This is a genomic window from Bordetella muralis, from assembly GCF_054781015.1.
The window spans coordinates 97,496-118,472 of the sequence record NZ_BAAGVF010000009.1 but is presented as its reverse complement, the minus strand read 5'-3'; the positions used below and the strand labels follow the sequence as shown (position 1 = coordinate 118,472).

Genomic DNA, 20,977 nt, shown 5'->3' with positions numbered 1-20,977 from the left:
CCGCCGCTACCACCGCAAACTCGCCGTAGTGCGAGAAACAGCGACGCAGGGCGCGCTCAGCTAGATGCCTTCGCGATACGGTGCGGTCGGGTTGACCTCGCGGTATGAGCTCACCGTCCCGTCGGCCTCGGTTTCTTCCAGCCGGACTTTGAAGCCCCATAAGCGCCCCAGGTGTTTCATGACCTGATCGGCGTCTTCCGCCGCCAACGGCCTGCCGCGCGTACGCAAGTGCCGCAGCACCAGTGACCGATCCGATTCGCGGCGATAGCGCACGATCTGGATATCCGGCACTTGATTGTCCCGGTTGTGCTGCTCGGCCAGCAGTTTACGAATGTGGCGATAGCCCTCGTCGTCGTGAATCGCGGCGACCTCGAGCACCGGCTTGGCCTCGTGGTCGGCGATCGCGAAAAAGCGAAACTCGCGTATCAGACGCGGCGACAGATATTGCGAGATGAACGACTCGTCCTTGAAGTTGCGCATCGCAAAATCCAGCGTCTTGATCCAATCGCTGCCTGCGATATCAGGGAACCATTTACGGTCTTCTTCCGTAGGCGATTCGCAAATGCGGCGGATGTCCTGCATCATGGCAAAACCCAGCGCATAGGGATTGATCCCGCCGTAGCCGCGCTCGTCGAAACCGCGTTGGCTGACGACGTTGGTATGGCTCTGCAGGAACTCCATCATGAAGCCATCAGTCACCAAGCCTTTTTCGTGCAGGCGGTTCAGGATGGTGTAATGCCAGAACGTGGCCCAGCCCTCGTTCATGACTTTGGTCTGCCCTTGCGGATAGAAATACTGCGCGATCTTGCGCACGATGCGCACCAGCTCTTTCTGCCAAGGCTCCAGTTTCGGCGAGTGCTTTTCGATGAAATACAGCAGGTTTTCCTCGGGCTCCGGAGGAAAGACGACGCGCTGCTTTTCTGCAGCCGCGTCGGCTTCGACACGCGGCAAGGTGCGCCACAGATCGTTGTACTGCAGCCGGGCGTGTTCCGCACGCTCGGCCTGGCGTTGGGCTTCTTCTTTGTACGATACAGGGGTGGGACGCTTGTAGCGGTCTACACCATGAGGCGTCAGGGCATGGCAAGAGTCCAGCAAGGACTCCACGGCATCGATCCCGTAGCGGCTTTCGCAGTCCATGACGTATTTACGCGCAAAGACCAGGTAATCCAGAATGCTGTCGGCGTCCGTCCACTGACGGAACAGATAGTTGCCCTTGAAAAACGAGTTGTGGCCGTAGCAGGCATGAGCGATCACCAGAGCCTGCATGGCCATGGTGTTTTCTTCCATCAGGTAGGCAATGCAGGGATTGGAGTTAATGACGATCTCGTACGCCAGCCCTTGCATCCCGCGCCGGTAGAACTGCTCGTTGCGGATGAATTCCTTGCCATAGGACCAGTGCGGATAGCCGATAGGCAGGCCCGCTGACGCATAGGCGTCCAGCATCTGCTCGGAAGTAATCACCTCGATCTGGTTCGGATAGGTGTCCAAGCCGAATTCCTGAGCTACCTCCGCGATGGCTTGGTCATAACGCTGGATGAGTTCGAAGGTCCACTCGGAGTCTTCGGAGATGGGCCGAGCCCCTTGCAGGGCCTCCAGCTCGGCACGAGAGCCAGTCAGTGCGTTCATGATGATACGGGCTCCTTCTTGAACAGATCGTGGAACACGGGATAAATCTCTCCGCGTTCGCAGATCCGGCGCATCACAAAATGCGGCGCCGTTTTTTGTTCGTATTCGGCCCACAGGCTGCTTTTGCGGGCCTCTGGTGAATCCGGGACCTCGATGTACGCGAAATAACGCGTGGCGGGCAACAGATTTTCGGCCAAATAGCGCGCGCTTTTACCGGCGTCGGCGCCGAATGAATCGCCATCGCTGGCCTGCGCCGCATAGACGTTCCAGGCGCTGGGCGGGTAGCGTTTCTGCACGATCTCGTTCATCAACTCCAAGGCCGACAAAACGATGGTGCCGCCGCTCTTGGGATCGTAGAAAAAGGTCTGCTCGTCGACCTCCTCGGCATTGTCGGTGTGACGGATGAACACCACATCCACATGTTCGTATTTACGCGACAGAAACAAGTACAACAGCGTAAAGAAGCGTTTGGCGAGATCTTTCTTGCCTTCGTCCATCGAGCCGGAGACGTCCATCAGGCAGAACATCACCGCGCGCGCCATCGGCATGGAGACCGAAATACGGTTGCGGTAGCGCAGGTCCAGATCGTCGAGAAAAGGGACATTGTCCAGGCGTTGCTGGCAGTCTTCGACCTCTTGGCGCAAGACGTCTATTTCGGCTTGCGGAGCCCCTCTCGCAATTGCAGCGTCCAGTTTGGCCTGAGCCGCCTCCAGCGCGGCACGCGCAGCGACCGTCAACGCGACGCGGCGCGATAACGAGGCCTTGAGCGTGCGGCTGACGCTCAAGAGGCTCGGAGAACCGGTTGTCGTATACCCCGCGCGCTGCCATTTCTTTTGTTCTACGTCACCCAGTTGGGTACGTATCAGATGTGGCAGCTCCAGGTCTTCGAAGAACAGGTTCAGGAATTCGGCGCGAGACAGGCTGAAGGTGAATTGGTCTACGGATTCGCCTTCACCAGGCTCGGACCCGCCCTGCCCCTGCCCCCCTTGAGGACGCTGGAACGTGTCGCCTTTGACGAACTCGCGGTTGCCGGGATGCACCAGCTCGCGGTCGCCGCCTTGGCCGTGCCTGAAATGCGGCTCGGAGATATCGCGAGCGGGCAGGTTGATTTCCCCGCCCTGGTCCATGTCTTCGATGGACCGCTCGCGCACCATATCCTGCACGGCCTTGCGGATCTGGTCTTTGTATCGCCTGAGAAAGCGTTCCCGATTGACCGCGCTTTTATTGCGGCCATTCAGACGCCGGTCGATCAGTGAATTCATGATTCACCTCGCTCAGGATGACTTCCTCACTCTCAAATACCACTCGCACAGCAAGCGGACCTGCTTCTCGGTATAACCCTTGTCCACCATACGATCGACAAAGCTCTGATGCTTGGATTTGTCTTCCGCGGAAGCCTTCGCATTGAAAGAGATCACCGGCAACAGGTCCTCGGTATTCGAGAACATCTTCTTCTCGATCACTTCACGCAATTTTTCGTAGCTGGTCCAGGTCGGATTGCGGCCAGCGTTATTGGCACGGGCGCGCAATACAAAGTTCACGATTTCGTTGCGGAAGTCCTTGGGGTTGGCAATACCCGCGGGCTTTTCGATTTTCTCCAGCTCGTCGTTCAAAGCACTGCGGTCAAAGCTCTCGCCCGTCTCGGGGTCGCGGAATTCCTCGTCCTGGATCCAGCAATCAGCAAAAGTCACATAGCGGTCGAAAATGTTTTGCCCGTACTCGGAATAGGACTCCAGATAAGCGGTCTGGATTTCCTTGCCGATGAATTCCGCGTAGCGCGGGGCGAGGTAGCCTTTGATGAAATCCAGATAACGGCGACGGATCTCCTCGGGATAGTCCTCGCGGCCGATGCGCTGCTCCAGCACGTACATCAGGTGCACAGGGTTCGCGGCGACCTCGGTCTGATCGTGGTTGAAGACGCTGGACAGTATTTTGTAGGCAAAACGGGTCGATACCCCGGTCATGCCTTCGTCGGTACCGGCGTACTCTTTGTATTCCTGCAACGCCTTGGCTTTGGGATCGACGTCTTTCAGCGACTCGCCGTCGTAGACCCGCAGCTTGGAATAGATGCTGGAATTTTCCGGTTCTTTCAGACGCGTCAACACCGAGAACTGCGCCATCATGTCCAGCGTGCCCGGCGCGCACGGCGCCTTGGACAGCGAACTATTGCGCAAGAGCTTGTTGTAGATCTCAATTTCTTCGGTGACTTGCAAGCAGTACGGCACCTTGACGATATAGATACGGTCAAGGAAGGCCTCGTTGTGCTTGTTGTTGCGGAAGGTCTGCCATTCGGACTCGTTCGAGTGCGCCAGGATCAGGCCATTGAACGGAATCGCGGAGAACCCTTCGGTGCCCTTGAAATTGCCTTCTTGCGTCGCCGTCAGCAAGGGATGCAGCATCTTGATGGGCGCTTTGAACATCTCGACGAATTCCAGCAGCCCCTGGTTGGCCAGGCACAGCCCGCCCGAGTAGCTGTAGGCGTCGGGATCGTCCTGAGAGTGGCGATCGAGCTTCCGGATATCGACCTTGCCGACCAGCGAGGAAATATCCTGGTTGTTTTCGTCGCCGGGCTCGGTCTTGGCAATCGCCACTTGGCGCAATACTGACGGGTTCAGGCGCACCACGCGAAACTGCGAGATATCGCCGTCGAATTCTTTCAATCGCTTGACGGCCCAGGGCGACATGATGCCGCTGAGATAGCGGCGGGGAATGCCGTATTCCTTTTCAAGCGTATCGCCGAATCGATCGGGATGAAACAGGCCCAATGGCGACTCGTTGATGGGCGAGCCTTTCAGCGCATAGATGGGATAAGCCTCCATCAGCACTTTCAAGCGTTCTGCAATAGAGGATTTACCGCCGCCGACTGGCCCTAGCAAGTACAGGATCTGCTTGCGTTCCTCGAGCCCTTGAGCCGCGTGCTTGAAGAAAGCCACGATTTGATCGATGACGTCTTCCAGCCCGAAAAACTCTTTAAAGGCAGGATAGCGCCGCACCACTCGGTTGGAAAACAACCGGGACAAGCGCGGGTCATTGCGCGTATCGATGAGTTCCGGCTCCCCTATCGCCGCCAACATGCGTTCTGCGGGACTGGCATATGCCATGGGATCACTTCTGACCAGATCGAGATATTCCTCTAGGGAAAGCTCGGTTTCTTGGTCTTGCGCATACAGCGACTTGAAGCCTTCGACGATGTTTTGCACGGAGAACCTCCTACAGCTCATGGTCGGTTAACGAGTCCGTCGTCCCATTGTGTTCCTCATTTTCGAATGTCGCTAGACTTTCTCGTAATGGGATTATGCACATCATCTTGATATGTTGCTTTCGGCACACACCATAGATTGGGTTAACGAGCCTGTGTTACGTTAGGCTATAGCATCCAGGAACAAGTTCCGCGAATCAAGCAAAGAATCATCAAAATCGTGTGAAAGCTGGTAATGCACGTTTCAGTGCATATCAGAGGCGCAAATTCAGGCCGCGACTGCACAAGCAGCGCGCATCACGCGCACGAATGGTGCGCACCAGAACGCAAAAAGGGCGTGCCCAGGCACGCCCCGTGCTGATCTGCTCTCACGAAAATCAGACCGAAGGACTGACACTGAGCATGCGCTCGACGTAGCGCGCAATCGTATCGACTTCGAGATTGACACGATCACCGGCGGCAACGTTGCGCAAGGTAGTGACGGATTGGGTGTGTGGAATGATGTTGATGCTGATGTCACATCCGCCTACAACATCCGTGACACGGTTTACCGTCAGGCTGATGCCATTGACGGTGATGGAGCCTTTGTACGCCAGAAACCGCGCCAGATGTTCCGGCACGCGAATCACGAGTTCGCGGGATTCCCCTACGGCCTCGAAACGCAGGACCTCGCCCATGCCGTCGACATGGCCAGACACCAGATGCCCGCCAATCTGATCGCCGACTCGCAGTGATTTTTCGAGGTTGACCTCGCCCACGCGATCCAGCCCCGTCGTCAGATTCAAGCTTTCGCGCGACACATCGACCTGAAATCCATTCGCCTGCAGTGCGATCACCGTCATGCAGGCGCCCTGCACCGCGATGGAATCGCCAAGGCGCACGTCGTTCAAATCGAGCTCGCCCGCGTCTATCGTCAGGCGTACGCCGCCCTGCTGAGTCTCTGCCAGTGGCTCCAGATGCGTGATACGGCCAACTGCCGCGACCAGACCGGTAAACATAATGGATTTCCTTTAGCCGTTAAGTGTGTGGGGCATTGCCCTTTTTATCTTTGCCACGCGAGCGCCCTAATCCTGACGGCACATGATCGCATGATGTAGAGCCTGCCAGCGGGCAGTATCTCGCGCACGCAGCCGCAGATCTGCGCCGAGACGAAGCGTATCCGTGAACTCGAACCGGCGGGCATGTTCCAGGTGCTCGATCAACGGCAAACGCAGCATGGCGGCAGCGTCTCCGAGCAAGACGGGCGCTAAATACACCAGCAACTCGTCCACGCAACCGGCCGACAATAACGCGCCCCCCAAGCCCGCGCCGGCTTCGACATGGACCTCGTTGATATCGTGGCTGCCCAGCCAGCGCATCATCGCGGGCAGATCGACGCGATGGGTATCGCCCTCGGGCAAGGCAATGACACGGACATTCCGGTCAGCCAGACGGGCTGCTTTGTCGGAATTCGCTGCCCGCGGATCTGCCGTAAAAATCAGGGTTTCTACGCCATCGGCGCTTGCGCTGTCGAACAGCAGAGCGTCCTCAGGGACCTCAAAACGCCCGTCCACGACCGCCCGGCGCGGCGCTCGCGTCGTCGGCACCGCGCGTACATTCAGACGCGGATTATCTTTGAGTACGGTGCCCATACCGGTCAGCACCACGCAACTGCGCGCACGCCAGGCGTGGCCATCAGCACGCGCGGCTTCGCCGGTGATCCATTGCGACGCGCCGTTATGCAGCGCGCTGCGGCCATCGAGCGACGCCGCCATTTTCACCCAGGCCCACGGCGTGCCCCGACTCATGCGGGCGACGAATCCGGCGTTGATTTCCAGCGCCTCGTCGGCACAGATCCCGGTCGTCACAGCAATCCCCGCAGCCCGCAACCGCGCAAGGCCTCGGCCATTGACTTGAGGATTGGGGTCTCCCATGGCGATCACGACACGGGCGGGCTGTGCGGCCGCAACGGCGTCGGCGCACGGCGGTGTACGCCCGAAATGGCTGCAAGGCTCGAGCGTCACGTACATCGTGGCACCTTGCACCGATTCGCCGCGAGCGGCGGCGTCGCGCAACGCGCAGATCTCGGCATGAGGGCCGCCAGGCGGCTGCGTCGCGCCTTGGCCCACGATGCGGCCATCTCGCACGATGACGCACCCCACCCTGGGGTTGGGAGTGGTGGAAGTCATCACGCTGCGCGCCAACGCCAAGGCCTGGCGCATCCAGGTGATATCGTCGGAAGGGATCGTATCAGTCACGTGTGCGATTGTATGCGCCGTGTTTGCGATTCACACGAAAGCCCACGACGATGTCATGTGCGCGAACAGATCGACAGCCCTTCCCCCTGCCGTCATTCAGACTCCCGTCCCCCCGACACGACCGCAATTCGAACGGCATCGAGCGGGGTCGAGCCTGGAAATCCGCCTTGACGCGGTCACGCAGCGCGAACGAGCGCTATTTCCGGCGCAGTTTGCCCGGCAGCATGGGGCCCTGCATCTCGCGAATCGCCTCGACAAACTCGCCGATGTCCTCAAAGTTCTTGTACACCGAGGCGAAACGGACGTAGGCGACTTTATCGAGCTTTTTGAGCTCGACCATGACCAGTTCGCCAATGCGCTCAGTCGACACCTCGCGTTGTCCGCTGGCCAGGAGAGTTTCTTCGATGCGAGCGACAACGCTGTCCACCTCGTCCGTGCTGACGGGACGCTTGCGCAGGGACAGGGACAGGCTGCCGCGCAGCTTGGCGGGATCGTATTCGCTGCGGCTGCCATTGCGCTTGACCACGGACGGCATGGCCAACTCAATGCGCTCGTAGGTGGTGAAACGCTTGTCACAGGACAGGCAGCGGCGACGGCGGCGAATCGTATCGCCTTCTTCGGATACCCGGCTATCCACTACCTGGGTATCGACATTGCCGCAAAACGGGCATTTCATGATGCGCCCCCCAGTCCATTTCAGTCGCCGTATTGTAAATGTTGCGGGCGCATGACGCGCCAGCGTGGCAAATATACGGCAGACGAGGGCTTGAGCCGGGGGAATTTACCGCCGTCCGCCTGGGCGGACTGGCGAGTAGACAGGTCCGATCAGGCCATCATGCGCAGGCGCCTGAGCAGGCGCCTGCATCGAAGGCTTAACGACCGTAGACCGGCAGGCGAGCCGTCAACTCGTTCACACGAGCGCGCACGGCAGCGATGTTGGCCTCGTCGCGCGGGTTATCCAGCACGTCAGCGATCAGGTTGGCCGTGAGTTCGGCGTCGGCTTCGGTAAAACCACGCGTGGTCATGGCCGGGGTGCCCAGACGGATACCGCTGGTCACGAAAGGTTTTTCCGGATCGTTGGGGATGGCGTTTTTGTTGACGGTGATGTGGGCCTGGCCCAACACGGCCTCGGCTTCTTTGCCGGTAATGCCCTTGGGACGCAGGTCGACCAGCATGACGTGGCTTTCGGTGCGGCCGGACACGATGCGCAACCCACGCTTGACAAGGGTCTCAGCCAGCACTTTGGCGTTCTTGGCGACTTGCTCGGCGTACTGTTTGAACTCAGGCGAGAGAGCTTCTTTGAAAGCCACGGCCTTGGCAGCGATGACGTGCATCAGCGGGCCGCCTTGAATGCCGGGGAAAATCGCCGAGTTGATGATCTTTTCGTACTCGGCCTTCATCATGATGACGCCGCCACGCGGGCCACGCAGGGATTTGTGCGTGGTGGAAGTCACGAAATCAGCATGCGGGAACGGATTCGGGTATACGCCACCAGCGACCAGGCCAGCATAGTGGGCGATGTCGACCATCAGGAGCGCGCCGTTCTCGTGCGCGATGCGTGCCATACGTTCGAAATCGATGCGCAAAGCATAGGCCGACGCACCAGCGACGATCAACTTGGGCTTGTGTTCTTTGGCGAGCTTTTCGACTTGTTCGTAGTCCAGCACTTCGTTGGCATCCAGGCCATACGAAATGAAGTTATACAGCTTGCCAGAGGCGTTGACAGAGGCACCGTGCGTCAGGTGACCGCCTTCGGCCAGACTCATACCCAGCACGGTGTCGCCCGGCTTGAGCACGGCCATGTAGACGCCCTGATTGGCCTGGGAACCCGAGTTGGGCTGCACGTTAGCCGCCTCGGCGCCGAAGATCTGCTTCAAGCGGTCAATGGCCAGTTGTTCGACGATGTCGACGTATTCGCAACCACCGTAGTAGCGCTTGCCCGGATAGCCTTCCGCGTACTTATTGGTCAACTGAGTGCCTTGGGCCTCCATGACGGCGGGGCTGGCATAGTTTTCCGAGGCGATCAGCTCGATGTGCTGTTCCTGGCGGACGTCTTCTTTCTGGATGGCGGCCCAGACGTCGGGATCTACCTGGGACAAGGTGAGTTTGCGGTCGAACATTGGGGGTTCCTGAGGCGTAAATAGGGGAACGGAGGTAATGGATGACCGTTAGTTTACCGCGATGGGTCCGCGGCGTTTGGGGCTAGGACCTTGAAATTGCGGAAATTTCGCTGAGAAGGCAGTCAAAAGCAAGGAACGCGCGGACAACATGCAGATCGCCTCAAGTTGAGCATGAGGCGATTTCATTTAGTTTGGTACGCCTGCTCGTCAGCGCCATAAGGCCCGAGCACGAGCCCCATTCCCAGCGCCGTGAGGAACTTGAGACACGGCCCCCGCATCCCTGTCTCACTGACAAAAATTCGCCCCTCAGCGACAAACGATGAGGGGCGAATCTGCCGACATCCCAAACAGCATCAGGTCGCAGCAGTGCTACCGATTTGCTTAGGCGCCAGATCCGGGTTCAGAGAATAGACGCCAGTCAGGCTATCCTGGGCCAGAATATGACCTTGCATCGCCTTCAGCACATCATTGCCGTTGAAGTTCCCATGCACGTCCAGTTTAGGAACGTCCAAGGCGTACAGCGTAAAGACATAGCGATGCAAAAGCTCGTCGTTCCACGGCGGGCATGGACCGTCGTAGCCGAAGTAATCCCCACTCATATCGCGATCAGCAGCGAACCATGACGTGTAATCGTTGATCCCTTGGCGAGCCTCGTTAGGAGCCAGGGGGCCTCCCTTGCCACGCGGGGTGATGCCGTTGGAAAAGGAGCCTTCTTCGATTTCACGCAGCTCGGGATCCAGATCGATCAAGACCCAGTGAAAGAAATCCACGCGGGGCAGGCTCGCCGGCACGGTACGCCCTTCCTGGTTGACGTCGTCGGGCTTTGAGGGGACATCCGGATCGTGACAGATCAGGGCAAACGAACGAGTGCCGTCGGGGACTTCACCCCAGGAAAACTGGGGATTGAAGTTGTCCGCGAGGATGACGTGCGACTGGGTGTCGATCTTGCCGAAAGCGTAGCGGTCGGGCATCGATTCGTTATCGGAAAAAGATAGACTCGAAAGTTTCATGTCGTACTCCTGCGAGGCAGTAGGCGCTTCCTACCCAGCCAAATTAACACGAGCGAACTTGCGCTTGCCTACTTGGATGACGTAAGACCCGGCCTGTAATTGCAACGATTTGTCTTCGACGCGGTCGCCGTTGACACGGACACCGCCTTGCTCGACATTGCGCTGGGCTTCGGCGCCCGAGGCAACCAGGCCAGCTTCGCGTAAGACTTTGAGAATCCCCAGCGGAGCGCCAGCCACATTGACCTCGGGCATCTCGTCGGGCACCGCGCCGTCGCGGAAACGGGCCTGGAAATTTGCCAAGGCGTCTTCGGCGGCTTGGGCCGAATGAAAACGGGTAATGATCTCTTGCGCAAGGGCGACTTTGGCATCGCGCGGGTTGGCGCCAGCGTCGGTAGCGGCCTTGAGCGCGGCAATATCGTCCAGCGAGCGGAACGACAGCAACTCGAAGTAACGCCACATCAGCGTGTCGGAGATCGACATCAGCTTGCCGAACATGGAATCCGGGGTTTCGGAAATGCCGATGTAATTACCCTTGGATTTTGACATTTTTTCGACACCGTCGGTGCCTTCGAGCAGCGGCATGGTCAGCACGCACTGAGGCGCCTGCCCGTACTCTTTCTGCAACTCGCGGCCGACCAGCAAGTTGAATTTCTGGTCAGTGCCGCCCAGCTCGAGGTCGGACTTCAGCGCGACGGAGTCGTAGCCTTGCATCAAGGGGTACAAGAACTCGTGCACGGCAATGGGAATGCCGCCTTTGAAACGCTTGGTGAAGTCTTCGCGCTCCATCATGCGTGCGACCGTGTAGCGGGACGCCAATTGGATCAGGCCGCGCGCGCCCAATGGATCGCTCCACTCGGAGTTGTAGCGGATTTCAGTACGCGTGGGGTCCAGCACCATGCTGGCCTGCGCATAGTAGGTCTGGGCGTTGGTTTCGATCTGCTCGCGCGTCAACGGTGGGCGTGTGGAGTTGCGGCCGCTGGGATCACCAATGGTGGACGTGAAATCACCGATGAGAAAAATGACGTTGTGCCCCAGGTCCTGCAATTGCCGCATCTTGTTCAGCACCACGGTGTGACCGAGATGGATGTCGGGCGCGGTGGGATCCAACCCCAATTTGATACGCAGCGGTACGCCGGTCGCGCGGCTCTTGGCCAGCTTGCGGGCGAACTCCGATTCGACGAGCAACTCGTCGCAACCGCGCTTGGCGACGCGCAGGTCGGCTTCGACTTCAGGGGTAATGGGGGCTTCGGGTTGAGACATATCTGGGGCCGGATGCGGCGATAAAAGGCTAAGAAAGAGCCGAAAATTGCAAAAAACGTGTAAAAACTGTCAACGTGATTGGGAAATCAGTCGAAAATTCTAGCCGAATCAGCTAGGATACGACGCTAATCATACGCAACTGCAGCCATTATGGCGTCATTGCCGTTGCGACCCGGCTAATCCCTGTTGTTCACAAGATGCCTGCCAGAGGCGGCTCCCGTTGCGTATCGCAGATGCGCTGGGTGATGCTGTGCTGGCGTACCGGCATCCTGGGGACTTACACCCCCCTGAAAGAAAGGCTTTACTTTGATAGATCGTGGCCCTCACAGCCCGGCTGATCGCTCCGTTGGCAGCACGGCCGCCCTGTCTCGCCCCGAGTCGCCCCGTCGTGCTGGCTGGCTACGCCGCACGTTACTGGTCAGCACTATAGGTTTATTTGCTGGCGCCGCCGCGTTGGGCATGGTCCAACAACCCGACCGCACTCAATTACCCCTGTCGCGTCAGATTCAAAGCGTTTTGCCCCTGACCGCGAATCAACTCAGCGTCAGCAGCGATGACAGCAATGCACCGTTTGTCAGCGAAACGCGTATCCGTGCCGGCGATACGCTGGCGTCGGTCCTGCAGCGTCTCGAGATTGACGCACCGGGCTTGCAACGTTTTCTGACGCAGGCGCCCAGTGCCCGCAGCATTTACAAACTGTACCCCGGACGCTCGGTGCAGGCTGCGACGGACAATGAGGGCAATCTGGTGTGGTTGCGGTACATCCACACCCCCGGCGAAGCAGACGACGGCCAGGTCACCACCAAAATGCTGCTGGTGACGCCGTCCGCAGACTCCTATACCGCCCGCGAGATCACCGATCGTACGGACTTGCAGACGCGCGTGGCTGTCGGCACGATTCGTAATTCTCTGTTCGGTGCGACCGATACGGCTGGCATTCCGGATTCGATCACGCAGCAGATGGCTGACGTGCTTGGGTCCAAAATCGATTTTCTGCGCGATATCCGCCCCGGCGACCAATTCCGTGTCGTCTATGAGGTCCGTTCGCATCAGGGCCGCTATGCCGGTGCCGGACGCTTGCTGGCCGTAGAGTTCATCAACAACGGCAAGGCCTACAACGCGGTGTGGTTCAGCCCGGATGGAAAATCGGGCAATTACTACGGCTTTGATGGCGTGAGCCTGCGTGGGGCGTTTTTACGCACCGCTTTGAAATTTTCCCGCATCAGTTCGACCTTTGGCATGCGCATGCATCCCATCCACAAAACATGGACGGGGCACAAAGGCGTGGATTACGCAGCCCCCTCGGGCACGCCGATCCATACCACGGCCGATGGCACCGTGGAGTTTGCCGGATGGCAAAACGGGTACGGTAACGTAGTCGTCGTGAAACACTACGGCGAGTATTCGACCCTGTACGCGCACCAGAGCCGTATCGCCCCTGACATCAAAGTCGGCACCAAGGTGTCGCAAGGCCAGTTGATCGGCTACGTGGGCTCGACGGGCTGGGCGACCGGACCGCATCTGCATTACGAGTTCCGTATTAACGACCGGCCTGTGGATCCTCTAGCCGCGGACCTGCCGATTTCTCGCCCGCTCGATCCGGACGAGGCTCGCAAATTCCAGGCGGCAACGGAGCCCTACAAGCAGCAGCTCGCGTTGTTGACTCATCTGCAGCAAACGCTGCCTGAGTCCAGCACGAATGTCGCCAGCCGCTGACCCGGCGCTTGCCTCGCTGACGCCATGTCTCGATTTCGCGGCCAACCTGCTTTGACGACTGGCCGCCTCTTCATTGGCCTGATGTCTGGCACGAGCCTGGATGGCGCCGATGGCGTGCTGGTGCGTTTACATACGCCCGGCGCGTTTCCATCGGCATCCGGCAACGCTCCAACGGCCGCGTACGCCACCGAAGACGTCGAGCAAGCGCCTGCCGTGGAAGTCCTGGCAACCACGGCATTGCCCATGCCGACCGAACTGCGGCGCGAGTTGCTGGCGCTGAACCAGAGCGGCGCCGACGAGCTGCATCGCGCAGCGCTGGCCAGCCAAGGATTGGTGCGCTTATACGCCGAGACTGTCCAGACCTTGCTGGACCAGGCGCATCAACCCGCTACCGCCATCGCTGCCATTGGTGCGCACGGGCAAACCGTGCGCCACCGTCCGGAATTGGGCTTTACGCTGCAACTCAATGCCCCCGCCTTGCTCGCTGAGTTGACAGGCATCGACGTGGTGGCTGATTTCCGCAGCCGGGATGTGGCGGCAGGAGGCCAAGGTGCCCCCTTGGTGCCGCCCTTTCACGCAGCCGTGTTTGCCTCGCCCGCCCCGCGGGCCGTATTGAATCTGGGCGGCATTGCCAATCTCACCCTATTGACGCCTGGCGAGCCGCCACGCGGCTTTGATACAGGCCCCGCCAATGTTTTGCTGGATCTTTGGTGCCAGCGGCATACCGGCCGGCCGTACGACAAAGACGGGCAATGGGCGGCTGGCGGCCAGGTGCAGCCAGCCCTGCTCGAACACCTATTGGCCGAAGAACCCTGGCTCGCGCTGCCGCCCCCAAAATCGACGGGACGCGACTTGTTCAACGCAGCGTGGCTGGACGAACGTCTGCAAAATTACGAGGGCGCAACAAAACTCGCCCCGCAGGACGTTCAAGCGACATTGCAACGATTTACGGCTCGTACTGTAGCGGATGCGCTAGAGGCGACAGCCCCCGCTACCCACGATGTACTGGTATGCGGCGGCGGGGCACGCAACGCAGGATTGATGCGCGAATTGGCGATCTGCCTGCAGCGCCCTGTCAATCCCACCGACAACGCAGGCGTGCCGACCCAATGGGTCGAAGCCATGGCGTTTGCCTGGCTGGCACAAGCCTTTTTAGATCGGATTCCGGCTGGCGTGCCTGAGGTCACAGGCGCACGCGGGCCGCGTGTGCTGGGCGCGCTGTACCCGGCCTGAGCGGCGGGCAGTTTACGGGTAATTCTGCTACGGACTAGCAGGCAGGCTGGGCGACGCCCAGCCTTGCAGGTGTTATACCGAGAACGACGAACCGCAGCCGCAGGTGGTCGTGGCGTTCGGGTTGCGAATGACGAATTGCGCGCCTTCGAGGTCTTCTTTGTAGTCGATTTCGGCACCGACCAGATACTGGAAGCTCATGGGATCGACCAGCAATTGCACGCCATCCTTGTCCAGCACGGTATCGTCATCGCTGACGGCCTCGTCAAAGGTAAAACCATACTGGAAACCGGAACAGCCGCCGCCCTGCACAAAAACGCGCAGTTTCAATTCGGGGTTGCCTTCTTCGGCCAGCAGGTCTTTGACTTTGGCCGCGGCGGAATCGGTGAAAATCAGCGGCGTCGGCGGCGCCTGGAGATCGACGGTTTCGGTGACTGCATTCATGGTGGAGCTCCTGGCCGAAAAATCGGCCAATATCACGTATAAAGTTGACGGGCGAACCGCCTCAATACTCTCATAGTAGCGCAGAGATGCCCGGGGTTCAAAATGCCAGTTTGATAGTGCGGGACGCCCGCACGGTGGATCCCTCGAGTACGCTGATGATTACGGTTTCGGGGACGAATCCCTCTGGCAGCTCGAGCACGCCTTCGATGCGCTGATATTGATCGAATTGCAGCGACAAAAGGCCACCCGTGGCAGCCACTGCGCCGGCTGAGGGCTTGGGTTCGCTGCCAGGCGAGGCCTTGGCATTATCACCGTTGCCGTCGCCCTCCGGGGTATCGGTCTTTACTTGCATGGGGGCCAAGTCGACAGAAACGACGTCCCCTTTGAGCACACCCGAAGCCTGGAAACGTAAAGTGCCCACGAATGGCGCGTCGCTGCGGCCACTGCGCATGAGCAACACACGATACCTCAGCCCTTGCCCGTCACGCTGGACCTCTGCGCCACGGATATCGACAGCGCCTTCGGGTCCGGGCGGCAATAATTGCTCGAAAAAAGCCAGGCGATCACGCACGCGGCCCAGCTCGTCCTGCCCGGCGCGCAACTGTGCCTCGAGTTCTTGGCGAGCGGCACGCTCGACCGCGATTTCGCCATCGGCCGTATCGAGCTGGGCCCGCAGGAAACGGCTCTCTGCCTGGCTTTGCCGTACCGCAGCATCTTGTGCTGCGACTTGTTCAGCAGTAATGACGACACTGGGAACCGCCATCACCGATTTTTGCGCGTACTGATAGCCAGCCAGCGCCCCCATGGCCAAGCCGACGACCAGCGCACTCAGCACGAACAGCCATCGCGAGAGAGAGCCGGGACGTGACCCGGCCGTGGATTCAGGAACCGATTGCATCTAAGCCGATCCGGCCAGCCCGTCGGGGCCGGCCAGAAATCCCCTACGGCAGAATAGCCACTTGATCGAGGCCGGCGGATTCGGGCAGGCCAAACATCAGGTTCATGTTTTGCACGGCCTGACCCGATGCGCCCTTGACCAAATTGTCCTGGATCACCAGCACAATCAACAGATCTCCGTTATTGGGACGCTGCACCGAAATGCGCAGATTGTTCGACGCACGCACCGAACGAGTTTCGGGCAAACTGCCGGCCGGCATCACATCGATAAACGCCTCGTTGGCGTAACGCTTTTCGTACAGCGCCTGGAAATCCGTATCCAGCGCTTCAGGGCGGATACGCGCATACAAGGTCGAAAACATGCCGCGGATCATCGGCACGAGATGCGGCACGAACGTCAGGCCGACTTTGCCGCCCGCCAGTTTTTCGAGTTGCTCGGTAATTTCGGGATGATGGCGATGCCCTGCCACACCGTAGGCTTTGAAATTGTCGCTGGCTTCGGAGAACAAGGAGCCGACCTCAGCCTTGCGACCGGCGCCTGAGACACCCGATTTGCAATCAGCGATCAGGGTTTGGGTATCGACCAGTTGGGCGCCGTTCTCGATCAAGGGGGCCAAGCCCAGCAAAACCGTCGTCGGATAACAGCCGGGATTACCGATGACGCGCGCCTTGGACACGGCAGTGCGATTGAGTTCGACCAGACCGTAGGTGGACTCAGCCAGGATGTCGGGGCAAGCATGCGGCATCTTGTACCAACGCTCGAACGTGGCGGTGTCCTGCAGGCGGAAGTCTGCAGCCAGATCGATGATACGAGTACCGGCAGCCAGGAGCTCTTTGGCCTGCGCCATGGCCACACCGTGCGGTGTGGCAAAGAAGACAACATCGCAATCTGCCAGATTGGCCTTTTCAGACGTGGAAAACGCCAGATTCACGCGGCCGCGCAAATTGGGATACATGTCGGCCACCGGCAGCCCGTCTTCTTTGCGTGAGGTGATGGCGGTCAGTTCTACATGAGGATGTTGCGACAACAGACGCAGCAACTCGACGCCGGTATAACCGGTGCCGCCGACAATGCCAACCTTGATACGGGAGTTCGATGCTTGGGCCATGGTGGGGGGGTATTCCGTAAGACGAAAAATAATTGTATCGCTAACTTAATACCGATATTTTTAATACCGACATCTCATCGTCACGCGGCTTGCCGAATGCAAGCGTGAAAGACAGGTCAGGCACGGGACACGATGACGCGCCCCGCCCCAATCGCTCGCGCATCGCAAAAAACAAAACGCCCCTGTAAAAACAGGGGCGTTTTGTTTTGCCACCAGAGCCGCTTTCGCGACCCGGGGCAAGCAAGACGATTAGCGCTTGCTGAACTGCTTGCGCCGACGAGCCTTGCGGAAGCCGACTTTCTTACGTTCGACTTCACGGGCATCGCGGGTCACGAAGCCGGCTTGCGACAGCGCGGGCTTGAGGGCCGCATCGTAGTCGATCAAAGCGCGGGTGATGCCGTGACGAATCGCACCGGCTTGGCCGGTTTCGCCGCCGCCGTGCACGTTGACTTTGATGTCGAACGATTCCAGGTGGCTAGTGAGTTCGAGCGGCTGACGCACGATCATGCGGCCAGTTTCGCGAGCGAAGAATTCGTCGACGGGCTTGCCGTTAACAACGATTTTGCCCGAGCCTTTCTTGATGAAAACACGAGCCACCGAGGTTTTGCGACGGCCGGTTCCGTAGTTCCAGTTACCGATCATGGCGTTTCCTTAGATATCCAGCGGCTTGGGCTGCTGAGCGGTGTGCGGGTGCTCGGCACCAGCATACACCTTGAGTTTCTTGATCATGGCGTAGCCCAGCGGACCCTTGGGCAACATGCCCTTGACGGCCTTCTGGATGGCACGGCCGGGAAACCGCTGCTGCAGTTTCTCGAAGTTCGTTTCACGGATACCACCGGGATAGCCGGTGTGACGGAAGTACTTTTTGTCTTGCGTCTTGGTGCCCGTAACAACGATGTCGGCAGCGTTGATGATGACGATGTAATCGCCCGTATCAACGTGCGGCGTGAATTCAGGTTTGTGCTTACCACGCAGGCGGCGTGCGACTTCGCTGGCCACACGACCCAGGACTTTGCCCTTGGCGTCGATCACAAACCAGTCACGTTGGACTTCATGCGGCTTGGCCACAAAGGTCTTCATGATTGGTTCCTAAAAGTAAATTTTTCTCGTCAGAACAGCCTGATGAGAGTTTTTTTCCTATTCCGTCGTGCCTAGGTGCATCATCTGCCTGGAAAACCCTGCCTGACGATACTATCCGCAGCTGGCCTAAGCGTTATTACCCGCCCGTGCTACCCAACCGGAATAAGGGAAAGCTGATCATTCTAGCACGATTGCTCAAATATTGTGCAACTCGGCGACCATCGTCGGCGAAAAGCCTGGCTTCTGCGGTATCACCACCATCTCCTGGTACGCAGCGAGAGCCGGCGCGATAGCGCGCGAAAAGCAACGTGGGCGCACAAGGCGCCCACGTTGTTGCATGCCGACCGCTTGTTTATTTGTGAGCCGACATCGCTACGCCCAGATACTGGTCGTACGACCCTTCGGCCAGGCGGAACCATGGCACCACGCTGTCACGGAAGCCCATGTAGTTGTCGTACAAAGCCTTGAATTTCGGGTCTTTGTCGCTGAACTCCTTGTACACCGTCTGGGCTGCCTGGTACGACGCGTCCATCACGGCGCGCGGGAACGGACGCAGCTCGGCGCCCGCGGCGATGAGCCGGCGCAGCGCGCCCGGGTTTTCGGCGTCGTAGCGCGAAGTCATGGCCACATGCGCCACACGGCTGGCCGCTTCGACAATGGCTTGGTAGTTCTTGGGCAAGCTGTTCCAGGCGCCTTCGTTCAGGTACAGCGACACTTGAGGACCGCCTTCCCACCAGCCCGGATAGTAGTAATACTTTGCGACCTTGTTGAAGCCCAGCTTTTCGTCATCGTACGGACCTACGAACTCGACGGCGTCCAGCGTGCCTTTTTCGAGCGACGGATACACGTCGCCACCTGCCAGTTGCTGCGGCACCACGCCCAGACGCGAGAGGACTTCGCCCGCGAACCCGGCGGTACGCATTTTCAGACCCTTGAGGTCTTCGACGGTCTTGATTTCCTTGCGGTACCAGCCCCCCATCTGCACACCGGTGTTGCCCATGGGGAAGTTGACGATTTTGTGCGGCTTGAACATCTCGCGAGTCAGCTTCATGCCGTCGCCGTTGAACATCCACGCGTTCATCTGACGTGCGTTCAGGCCAAAAGGCACGGCCGCGTCAAAGCAGAACGCCGGGTCCTTGCCGTAGTAGTAATACGACACGGTATGGCCACACTCAATCGTGTTGTTGGACACCGCGTCCATGACCTGCAAAGCGGGAACGATTTCACCGCCCGGGAAGTGACGGATATTGAATTTGCCGCCGGTGGCTTCGTTGACGAACTTGCAGAAAATGTCGCCAGTACCGAACAGCGCGTCCAGGCTGCGCGGGAAGCTGGACGCCATGCGCCAGTTCAGGCTGGGTGCGTCTTGCGCGAATACCGGCGCGGCAACTGCCGCGCTACCAGCGACAGCGCCCAGGCCGGCTTGTTTCAAAAACGAACGACGTTGCATAAAGGTTGGCTCCTCGACAGCAATTTGGTATGAGATATCGCACGCGATATGTGGCGGATATTACACGTTGTTATATCTATACCGTAAGAGGGGTTACCAGCCCGCAAGCCGGCAATCTTGGATTTGGCCCGCCCAACAGGGCCGGACTGCGGGCAGCCCGGCCTGCTACAGAGACAAAAAGGCGAGTCACCGGCTGGCGGCGCGCGAATCAGACCCCGGCAATCGCCATTTGCTCGATAAGAATCGAACCGGTGCGCTTGGTCCCACGGGCAATCGTATCGGCGCCCACGGCGGCGATCTGACGGAACATATCAGCCAAATTGCCGGCGATGGTGATTTCCTGGACCGCATGCTGGATCTGACCGTCTTCCACCCAGTATCCGAACGCGCCGCGCGAGTAATCGCCCGTGACGTAATTGACGCCCTGACCGATCAGCTCTGTCACCAGCAGCCCGGTACCGAGCTTGCGCAGCATGGCTTCGAAATCATCGTCGGCCGAAGTCAGGCGCGAGGACAAGGTCAGGTTATGCGAACCACCCGCATTGCCGGTGGTCGTCATACCGAGCTTGCGCGCCGTGTAGGTCGACAGGAAATAGCCCTCCAGCACGCCGCCTGTCACCACGCGGCGTGCTCGGGTGCGCACGCCCTCGTCGTCAAAGGGCGAACTGCCCATGCCGCCAGGCACGTGGGGGTCTTCGGCAATGTCGATATGGTCGGGAAAGATGGGTTTGCCCAGGGAATCGACCAGAAAACTGGCCTTGCGGTACAAGGCGCCGCCGCTGGTTGCCTGCGTAAACGCGCCCAGCAGCCCTAAAGCCAGAGGCGCCTCAAAGAGCACGGGAAATTTACCGGTGCGAATTCGTTTGGCCGACAGGCGCGACAGGGTGCGCTCGGCCGCGTAACGGCCGACGGCCTCGGGCGCGGCCAACAACGCCGGATCACGTTCCGAGCTATACCAGTAGTCGCGCTGCATGTTGTTGCCACGCCCGGCGATCGGGGCGACCGACAGACTGTGGCGCGAGTACGGGTAACCGCCCAAGAAGCCTCGGGTATTACCCATGACGAACTGGCCCTCGTAGGTGCCTACGGTTGCGCCATCAGTATTGGTGATGCGGCGATCCACGGCTCGGGCTGCACGCTCGGCGCGCAATGCCAGTTCGGCGGCCTGCTCCGTGGTGACTGGCCAGGGGTAGTGCAAGGCCAGATCGGGTACATCGGTAGCCAACTGGTCGGCATCGGGCAATCCGGCTGCCGGGTCGGCTGCCGTATGGCGAGCGATGTGCCATGCGGCCTCGACCGTCTGGCGCAGCGCGGCCTCGGAAAAATCCGAGGTCGAGGCCGAGCCGCGGCTCTGGCCGGCGTACACCGTCAAATCCAGCGAGCGGTCGCGGGTTTGTTCGACCGTTTCGATATCGTCTTTACGCACCGATACCGACAGCCCCAGGCTTTCGGAAATCTCGGCAGCAGCGTCACTGGCGCCGATCTGGCGTGCATACGCCAGGACTTGTTCGACCAGTTCGCTGAAACGCGCGTGGTTCGCGGCCACGGGAAGAGAGGAGGTAGAAGTATTGACCATTGCAGTCCAGTAAGCAGAGACGG

At 59.5% G+C, this 20,977-nt stretch carries 18 protein-coding genes; 2 read left to right on the top strand and 16 right to left on the bottom strand.

Annotation, left to right across the window (positions count from 1 at the left end; all coding sequences use genetic code 11):
* Window positions 1-60 precede the first annotated feature (60 nt).
* The 9 genes from ACYVIT_RS24025 to tyrS form a co-directional block, all read right to left on the bottom strand.
* Window positions 61-1,626 (bottom strand): SpoVR family protein, encoded by a 1,566-nt coding sequence (locus ACYVIT_RS24025; RefSeq protein WP_415807425.1) that lies wholly within the window; start codon window positions 1,624-1,626, stop codon window positions 61-63.
* Window positions 1,623-2,888, bottom strand: coding sequence for a YeaH/YhbH family protein (locus ACYVIT_RS24020; protein WP_415807427.1), 1,266 nt, complete (start codon window positions 2,886-2,888; stop codon window positions 1,623-1,625). The genes ACYVIT_RS24025 and ACYVIT_RS24020 overlap by 4 nt, the downstream gene beginning before the upstream one ends.
* Before the next feature lie 12 nt (window positions 2,889-2,900).
* The gene (locus tag ACYVIT_RS24015; RefSeq protein ID WP_460478303.1) at window positions 2,901-4,826 is read right to left on the bottom strand and encodes a PrkA family serine protein kinase; all 1,926 of its coding nucleotides are present in this window, start codon (window positions 4,824-4,826) and stop codon (window positions 2,901-2,903) included.
* 376 nt (window positions 4,827-5,202) lie between these two features.
* Window positions 5,203-5,823 (bottom strand): riboflavin synthase, encoded by a 621-nt coding sequence (locus ACYVIT_RS24010; RefSeq protein ID WP_415807428.1) that lies wholly within the window; start codon window positions 5,821-5,823, stop codon window positions 5,203-5,205.
* Between the two features lie 66 nt (window positions 5,824-5,889).
* Window positions 5,890-7,062, bottom strand: a complete 1,173-nt coding sequence (gene ribD, locus ACYVIT_RS24005; RefSeq protein ID WP_415807429.1) for a bifunctional diaminohydroxyphosphoribosylaminopyrimidine deaminase/5-amino-6-(5-phosphoribosylamino)uracil reductase RibD — start codon at window positions 7,060-7,062, stop codon at window positions 5,890-5,892.
* Between the two features lie 196 nt (window positions 7,063-7,258).
* Complete coding sequence (gene nrdR / locus ACYVIT_RS24000) at window positions 7,259-7,738, bottom strand: transcriptional regulator NrdR (protein WP_094819793.1); 480 nt, start codon at window positions 7,736-7,738, stop codon at window positions 7,259-7,261.
* Window positions 7,739-7,934: 196 nt separating this feature from the next.
* On the bottom strand, window positions 7,935-9,182 hold the full coding sequence (gene glyA / locus ACYVIT_RS23995; protein ID WP_415807430.1) for a serine hydroxymethyltransferase: 1,248 nt from the start codon (window positions 9,180-9,182) through the stop codon (window positions 7,935-7,937).
* A gap of 353 nt (window positions 9,183-9,535) precedes the next feature.
* Window positions 9,536-10,192 carry a YbhB/YbcL family Raf kinase inhibitor-like protein gene (locus ACYVIT_RS23990; RefSeq protein WP_415807431.1) on the bottom strand — a complete coding sequence of 219 codons (657 nt, stop codon included), beginning with the start codon at window positions 10,190-10,192 and terminating at the stop codon, window positions 9,536-9,538.
* A gap of 30 nt (window positions 10,193-10,222) precedes the next feature.
* Entirely contained in the window at window positions 10,223-11,452 is a 1,230-nt protein-coding gene (gene tyrS, locus ACYVIT_RS23985) for a tyrosine--tRNA ligase (protein WP_415807432.1), read from the bottom strand.
* A 309-nt stretch (window positions 11,453-11,761) separates the two neighbouring features.
* Between tyrS and ACYVIT_RS23980 the strand changes: the two genes are divergently transcribed.
* Window positions 11,762-13,168 (top strand): M23 family metallopeptidase, encoded by a 1,407-nt coding sequence (locus ACYVIT_RS23980; RefSeq protein WP_415807477.1) that lies wholly within the window; start codon window positions 11,762-11,764, stop codon window positions 13,166-13,168.
* 24 nt (window positions 13,169-13,192) lie between these two features.
* Window positions 13,193-14,401 (top strand): anhydro-N-acetylmuramic acid kinase, encoded by a 1,209-nt coding sequence (locus ACYVIT_RS23975; protein ID WP_415807433.1) that lies wholly within the window; start codon window positions 13,193-13,195, stop codon window positions 14,399-14,401.
* 72 nt (window positions 14,402-14,473) lie between these two features.
* On the opposite strand, the gene erpA is transcribed toward ACYVIT_RS23975, so the two are convergent.
* The 7 genes from erpA to pmbA form a co-directional block, all read right to left on the bottom strand.
* On the bottom strand, window positions 14,474-14,842 hold the full coding sequence (gene erpA, locus ACYVIT_RS23970) for an iron-sulfur cluster insertion protein ErpA (RefSeq protein ID WP_094819788.1): 369 nt from the start codon (window positions 14,840-14,842) through the stop codon (window positions 14,474-14,476).
* Between the two features lie 97 nt (window positions 14,843-14,939).
* Window positions 14,940-15,740 (bottom strand): DUF6776 family protein, encoded by an 801-nt coding sequence (locus tag ACYVIT_RS23965; RefSeq protein WP_415807434.1) that lies wholly within the window; start codon window positions 15,738-15,740, stop codon window positions 14,940-14,942.
* A 43-nt stretch (window positions 15,741-15,783) separates the two neighbouring features.
* Complete coding sequence (argC, locus tag ACYVIT_RS23960) at window positions 15,784-16,848, bottom strand: N-acetyl-gamma-glutamyl-phosphate reductase (protein ID WP_415807435.1); 1,065 nt, start codon at window positions 16,846-16,848, stop codon at window positions 15,784-15,786.
* Between the two features lie 249 nt (window positions 16,849-17,097).
* Complete coding sequence (gene rpsI, locus ACYVIT_RS23955) at window positions 17,098-17,490, bottom strand: 30S ribosomal protein S9 (RefSeq protein ID WP_415807436.1); 393 nt, start codon at window positions 17,488-17,490, stop codon at window positions 17,098-17,100.
* A 9-nt stretch (window positions 17,491-17,499) separates the two neighbouring features.
* Window positions 17,500-17,928, bottom strand: coding sequence for a 50S ribosomal protein L13 (gene rplM / locus ACYVIT_RS23950; RefSeq protein ID WP_094819785.1), 429 nt, complete (start codon window positions 17,926-17,928; stop codon window positions 17,500-17,502).
* 352 nt (window positions 17,929-18,280) lie between these two features.
* On the bottom strand, window positions 18,281-19,378 hold the full coding sequence (locus tag ACYVIT_RS23945; protein ID WP_415807437.1) for a TRAP transporter substrate-binding protein: 1,098 nt from the start codon (window positions 19,376-19,378) through the stop codon (window positions 18,281-18,283).
* A 208-nt stretch (window positions 19,379-19,586) separates the two neighbouring features.
* Window positions 19,587-20,954 (bottom strand): metalloprotease PmbA, encoded by a 1,368-nt coding sequence (pmbA, locus tag ACYVIT_RS23940; protein ID WP_415807478.1) that lies wholly within the window; start codon window positions 20,952-20,954, stop codon window positions 19,587-19,589.
* Window positions 20,955-20,977 lie beyond the last annotated feature (23 nt).